The following is a 5,170-nucleotide window of genomic DNA, read 5'->3' as shown; positions in this document are numbered from 1 at the left end:
CTCGTGGGCAACGATAGGTTGCGTGAGTACGTGCAGGAGCGGCTCGCCGGGGGCGTCCGCCGCCCCGACGGCACTATCGTCACCGGGCCTGAGCCGCCGGCGTGGAAGGGGCTGAACAAGCCGCACCGGCAGGACAGGCGATGGGCGACGGCGTGGAGCCCGGAACAGATCTCGCGCCGGCTGGGGTCCGACTTCCCCGATGATGAGTCCATGCGCATCAGCCACGAGGCGATCTACCAGTCGCTGTTCATCCAGGGCCGTGGCGCACTCAAACGCGAACTGGTCGCCTGTCTGCGAACAGGCCGGACACTGCGGGTTCCCAGAGCGCGGTCGCAGAACAAGCCGCAAGGGCACGTCACCGCGGATGTCGTCCTGACAGAGCGTCCCGCTGAGGCCGCGGACCGCGCCGTCCCGGGGCACTGGGAGGGCGATCTGATCATCGGGACGGGCCGGTCCGCGATCGGCACGGTCGTCGAGCGCAGCAGCCGATCCACGCTCCTGGTACATCTGCCCAGGCTGGAGGGCTGGGGCGAGAAACCACCCGTGAAGAACGGCCCGTCCCTCGGTGGTTACGGCGCCATCGCGATGAACGCCGCGCTAACGATATCGATAACCAAGCTCCCCGAGCAGCTCCGCAAGACCCTCACCTGGGACCGCGGGAAGGAACTCTCCGAGCATGCCCAGTTCGCACTCGAAACCGGCACGAGAGTGTTCTTCGCCGATCCGCACTCGCCCTGGCAGCGACCGACGAACGAGAACACGAACGGGCTGCTGCGTCAATACTTCCCGAAGGGCACGGACCTGTCACGGTGGTCCGCTGAGGACCTGGAAGCCGTCGCCCTGGCGATCAACAACCGGCCCCGCAAGATCCTCGGCTGGAAGACCCCGGCCGAAGTCTTCGAGGAACAGCTACGCTCGCTCCAACAGCCCGGTGTTGCAACGACCAGTTGAACCCGCCCAGTACACGTCGCTGGCCTTCACCGACGCGCTCGCCGAGGCCGGCATCACCGGATCCATCGGCTCGGTCGGCGATGCCATGGACAACGCCCTCATGGAATCCACGATCGGGCTGTACAAGACCGAGCTGATCGAGCGCCATCCACGCTCCTGGACCGGCCGCGCCGAACTCGAACGAGAAACCGCCGCCTGGGTGCACTGGTACAACACCACCAGACTGCACTCCTCGATCGACTACAACTCGCCCATCGAATACGAACAGCTATACCGTGAACACACCCACCCAGCCATCTCGATCCCCGAGGTGGCCTAAACCCAGCCTCCGCCAAACCCAGGACAGTTCAGACTCCGTCTCCGAGGAGCTCAGCCACCACCAACCCGCCGCCGCGCACGGTCAGGCCGGTGCACCGCCCGCGATCAGCCTGCGTGCGGTGCGCAACCCGCTCTCAATGGCCCCATCGATGAACCCGGCCCATCCGGTGCCGTAGCCGGAGCCCGCGATGTGCAGCCCGCCTTCCGGTTGCTGCAGGTCACGCAGCTGCCGCAGTTGCCCCGGCCGCAGCATCGGCCACGTCTCGCGGGAGTAGGGATCGCCGACCCAGTCGTGCCCGGCGACGTCGATGACGTCGAAGTCCGGCCGCCAGACCGCGATCGCCTTCGCGACGGCGTCGACGTCATCCGGCCGGACTCGGATACCGTCTGGGCCGAACGCGACGAACACCGTGTCACCATCCACCTTGTACTCGGGTTGCGCGAAGGTCAGTGGGAGGTCGGGCCCGCCCAGTAGATAGCAGGGGTCCACCTCGCCGCGTACCTTGACCCACGTCTTGACCCCCCGGGAAGCCTGTCCCTCGGCGGCTGCGGCTTGTTTCAGCGCCGACAATCCCGGTTCGAACTCGATGCCGGACAGCGCGTTCATCGGCAGCGTCACGATGACGTCGCGTGCGGTGAAGCGCTGCCCGGATGCGGTGCGCACGTCGACACCGGTTGCTGTCCGCGTCACCGAGTTCACCGCGGAGTGCAGCCGGATCTCGGCGTCGGTGTCTGCGGCCATGGCGTTGATCAGTGAGCGGGTGCCGTGTTTGAGCTTGTAAGTCGCACACGCTTCGAACAGCAGCTGCCAGCTCCCCGACGCCGCGGAACACCAGCGCAGTGCCTGGGTGAGGCCGGCGACCTGGGGCGGGGCGTTGAAGTTCAGCGCCCACATGCCTCGAACCAGTTCGTCCTCGTCCGGGGGGAGGTTCAAGGCCGCGATCCGGTCCAGCACTGTCTGCTGGTCGAAGTCGTCGAGGTTGTCCCGCAGGAACGGTTCGTAGGGCCGGTCGAAGTAGTCGCGGCTGTCGGCGAGGGTGGCGATCATGCCGGGATCGAGCTTGACCAGCAGTTCGTCCGCGCTCCCGTGCCGCACCGTGCCGCCGGCATGCCAGTACGCCTGCTCGGCGGGCGGACTCTGGGTGATCTCGATGCCGTACCGGGTGATCTCCGCCCAGACGTGAGGCTGGAGCCAATGCACCCAGGTTCCGCCCATTTCGAGATCGAGACCGAGTTGGTGGTCCACCCAGGTCCGGCCGCCGAGCCGATCCCGGGCCTCGAGCACGAGTACCGAACGACCCCGGTGACTCAGCTCCCGTGCGGCGGTGACGCCTGCGAACCCCGCACCGATGACGAGGACGTCATAGCTGTTGGTCATGGTTCGTGCTCCCAGTCAGAAGACGCGTAGGCGTCAGGCGACGACGAAGAACTTCTTGAACGGCGAGCGAGTGCGCCAGATCGCGGTGAACCCATCCGGAAACGAGACGACCATCCCGGCCTTGAGTTCGATCGGCTCGCCCTCGGGTGGTTCCAGCACGGCCTCGCCTTCGAGCACGTGGAAGGTCTCGCTGCCGCTGACCGCGTAGGGAATCTCCGCACCGGCCTCGGCGTCGATCCGCCACAGGCCGGTGGCGACCGCCCCTTCCGGACGCTCGTGGACGGTGAGCCAATGTACTTCGCCGATCTGCTGGCCACCTTCAACGAACGGCTCCCAGTTCTCGGCCGCGTCGATGGTCGTTGTGGGGATGGTGCGTGCGTCAACAGGGCTCATGATGTGATCCTCCATATCGTTGTTGTCAGATGTGCCGGCTTGGTTCCGGCACTGGCGCCGCGGGTGTCACCTCGGGCAGTTCCCGGATCGTCAGCCGGCCTCGGTCCTGGACCAGTTGCCGGTAGCCGAGCAGCAGCAGGCTCACCCCAAGCAAGCCGAGTCCGATCAGGACTTCTTTGAGACCGCCTGCGTAGCTGAGCCCAGGATTGGTCGCGCCGACCACCAGAATCGTGGCGTTGAACGCCGCGACGATCATCGCGACGGGCACCCACGCCCTGCCGAGCTTGATCGGTCGCGGCCACGCCGGACGGTCCTTGCGCAACAGCAGGAATCCGACGACGGCCAGGGTCACGGCGAGGATGTAGCCGATGTTGCTGGCGATCAGGATGCCGACGGGGTTACCGACGAAGCCAAGGATCACCAGGTTGACGGCCATGGTGAACCACAGCGCCCGCGCGGGCATGCCGTTGCGGTTGAGCTGATCGAACTGGCGGATGGTCATCTTCTCGCGGGCCATGCCGTAGAGCGCGCGTCCCGCGTCCGCGGACGAGGAGATCATGCTCAGAAACAGCGCGCCGCACAGCACGGCGGTCACGATGCCGGAGGCGCCGCCGAGCATGCGCTGCACGCTGAGCACGCCGTAGGTGATCGGGTTCTCGCTGATCGTGGCCTCGCCGAGGTGCCCGGTCGCGGCCATCGGCACAAGCGCGTAGGCGGCCACCATGAAGAATGCGACCGTCCGCAAGGCGCGGAACGTGTCGCGTGCGGTGTCCTTGTATTCCGGCGCGAAGGCCGCACACAGTTCGGTGCCGTAGATGGCCCACGCCAGCACGTACATCCACACCAGGACCGACTTCCAGTCAGAGACGCCGCCGGACAGCTCGATGCCGTTAAAGGCCCCGGTGACGAACGGACCGATCGCCAGCACGGCGAGCACCAGGATGAAGACGGCGCCGATCACCTGGTTGAAACGAGCCGCGATCTTGATGCCGAGCACGTTGAGGGCGGTACAGGCCACGATGGCCCCGATGCAGATGACGTGGGCCAGGCCGAATTGCACGTCGCCGCTGGAGAACAGCACCCACGTCTGGTCGGGGAACCACTCCGCCTGCACCAGCGAGCCAAGCGTCAGACCGACCAGCGACAGCACGAGCGCCCAGCCACACCAATAGCCAAAAGTGGCCAGTGCGCCGAGCGGGGCGAAATAGCGCTTCCACGCCTCGGTCGCATAGACCGCGATCCCACCCGGCTTGTCCGGGAACATCGCGGCCATCTCGGCGAACAGATGGTTCTGCAGCAGCGCCACCACGGCGAGGGTCGCGGCGACAGCGATGGCGGGAAACGCGCCGATGGCGCCGATCGCGAAACCGACCGAGATGAACAACCCGCTCGCGATGGGAAGCGCGAGCACGAAACCGTGATGCCAGCGCAGGGTCTTGTGCAGCTGGGGCTGATCAGTAACAGGTGCGGACATGATGACTCCTGGGGTCAGGCGAGGTTGATCCAGACGCCTTTGGTTTCGGTGAATTCGTCGATCGCGTGCTCGCCCATCTCCCGGCCCCAGCCGCTGGAGCCGTAACCGCCCCACGGAGCGGCCGGGTCAAGGAACGGCAGCATGTTGACGAAGACGCTGCCTGCCCGGATGGACGCCGCGAGGTTGTGCGCCGTGGTCAGGTCGTTGGTCCAGACACAGGCAGCGAGACCGTATTCGGTGTCGTTGGCACGGGCGGCCAGCTCGTCGGCGTCGTCGTAGGACAGGATGGACAGCACCGGCCCGAAGATCTCCTCGCGGGCGATGGCCATCTCGTCGGTGACACCGGCGAACACCGTCGGCTGGAAGAAGTACCCGTTGGCGAGGTCGCCACCAGGTTTGGTGCCACCACAGACGAGTTGCGCTCCCTGTTTGACGCCGAGGTCCACGTAGTGGGCGACCCGGTCGACCTGTTCCTGCGACACCAGGGGACCAACCGCCGTGTCCGGTCCCATCCCGGGGCCGATGGGCAGGGCGCTCGCCGCGGTGGCGATCTTCTCGGTGAACTCATCCACCCGGCGGGAGTCGACGTAGAAACGGGTGTAGGCGGCACAGACCTGGCCGCTGTTGAGCAGCGCTCCCTGCAGGTTCCCGGTGAC

General features: G+C 66.5%; 5 protein-coding genes and 1 pseudogene. 2 read left to right on the top strand and 4 right to left on the bottom strand.

What is annotated here, in order from left to right; genetic code table 11:
• Together ELR45_RS17870 and ELR45_RS17865 are read left to right on the top strand one after the other, a co-directional pair.
• A partial coding sequence (locus ELR45_RS17870; protein ID WP_240759827.1) for an IS30 family transposase occupies positions 1 to 951 on the top strand: 951 nt, incomplete at its 5' end.
• A 4-nt stretch (positions 952 to 955) separates the two neighbouring features.
• Positions 956 to 1,270: pseudogene (locus ELR45_RS17865) on the top strand (transposase); the annotation flags it as partial.
• 81 nt (positions 1,271 to 1,351) lie between these two features.
• Here ELR45_RS17865 and ELR45_RS17860 read toward each other — a convergent pair.
• The 4 genes from ELR45_RS17860 to ELR45_RS17845 all read right to left on the bottom strand — a co-directional run.
• The gene (locus ELR45_RS17860) at positions 1,352 to 2,647 is read right to left on the bottom strand and encodes a flavin monoamine oxidase family protein (protein ID WP_129667574.1); all 1,296 of its coding nucleotides are present in this window, start codon (positions 2,645 to 2,647) and stop codon (positions 1,352 to 1,354) included.
• Positions 2,648 to 2,680: 33 nt separating this feature from the next.
• Positions 2,681 to 3,040 (bottom strand): cupin domain-containing protein, encoded by a 360-nt coding sequence (locus tag ELR45_RS17855; protein ID WP_165367875.1) that lies wholly within the window; start codon positions 3,038 to 3,040, stop codon positions 2,681 to 2,683.
• A 25-nt stretch (positions 3,041 to 3,065) separates the two neighbouring features.
• The gene (locus ELR45_RS17850; RefSeq protein WP_129667572.1) at positions 3,066 to 4,514 is read right to left on the bottom strand and encodes an APC family permease; all 1,449 of its coding nucleotides are present in this window, start codon (positions 4,512 to 4,514) and stop codon (positions 3,066 to 3,068) included.
• A gap of 14 nt (positions 4,515 to 4,528) precedes the next feature.
• A partial coding sequence (locus tag ELR45_RS17845; RefSeq protein ID WP_129667610.1) for an aldehyde dehydrogenase family protein occupies positions 4,529 to 5,170 on the bottom strand: 642 nt, incomplete at its 5' end.

Source organism: Phytoactinopolyspora endophytica (assembly GCF_004138495.1).
Lineage (GTDB): Bacteria > Actinomycetota > Actinomycetes > Jiangellales > Jiangellaceae > Phytoactinopolyspora > Phytoactinopolyspora endophytica.
The sequence above is the reverse complement of the archived record's forward strand: the minus strand, read 5'-3'. Positions and strand labels throughout refer to the sequence as shown.

Bases quoted from the DNA above. Each gene is read 5' to 3' on its own strand.
- ELR45_RS17860 (WP_129667574.1), bottom strand. From the start codon at position 2,647: ATGACCAACAGCTATGACGTCCTCGTCATCGGTGCGGGGTTCGCAGGC.
- ELR45_RS17850 (WP_129667572.1), bottom strand. From the start codon at position 4,514: ATGTCCGCACCTGTTACTGATCAGCCCCAGCTGCACAAGACCCTGCGC.
- ELR45_RS17855 (WP_165367875.1), bottom strand. From the start codon at position 3,040: ATGAGCCCTGTTGACGCACGCACCATCCCCACAACGACCATCGACGCG.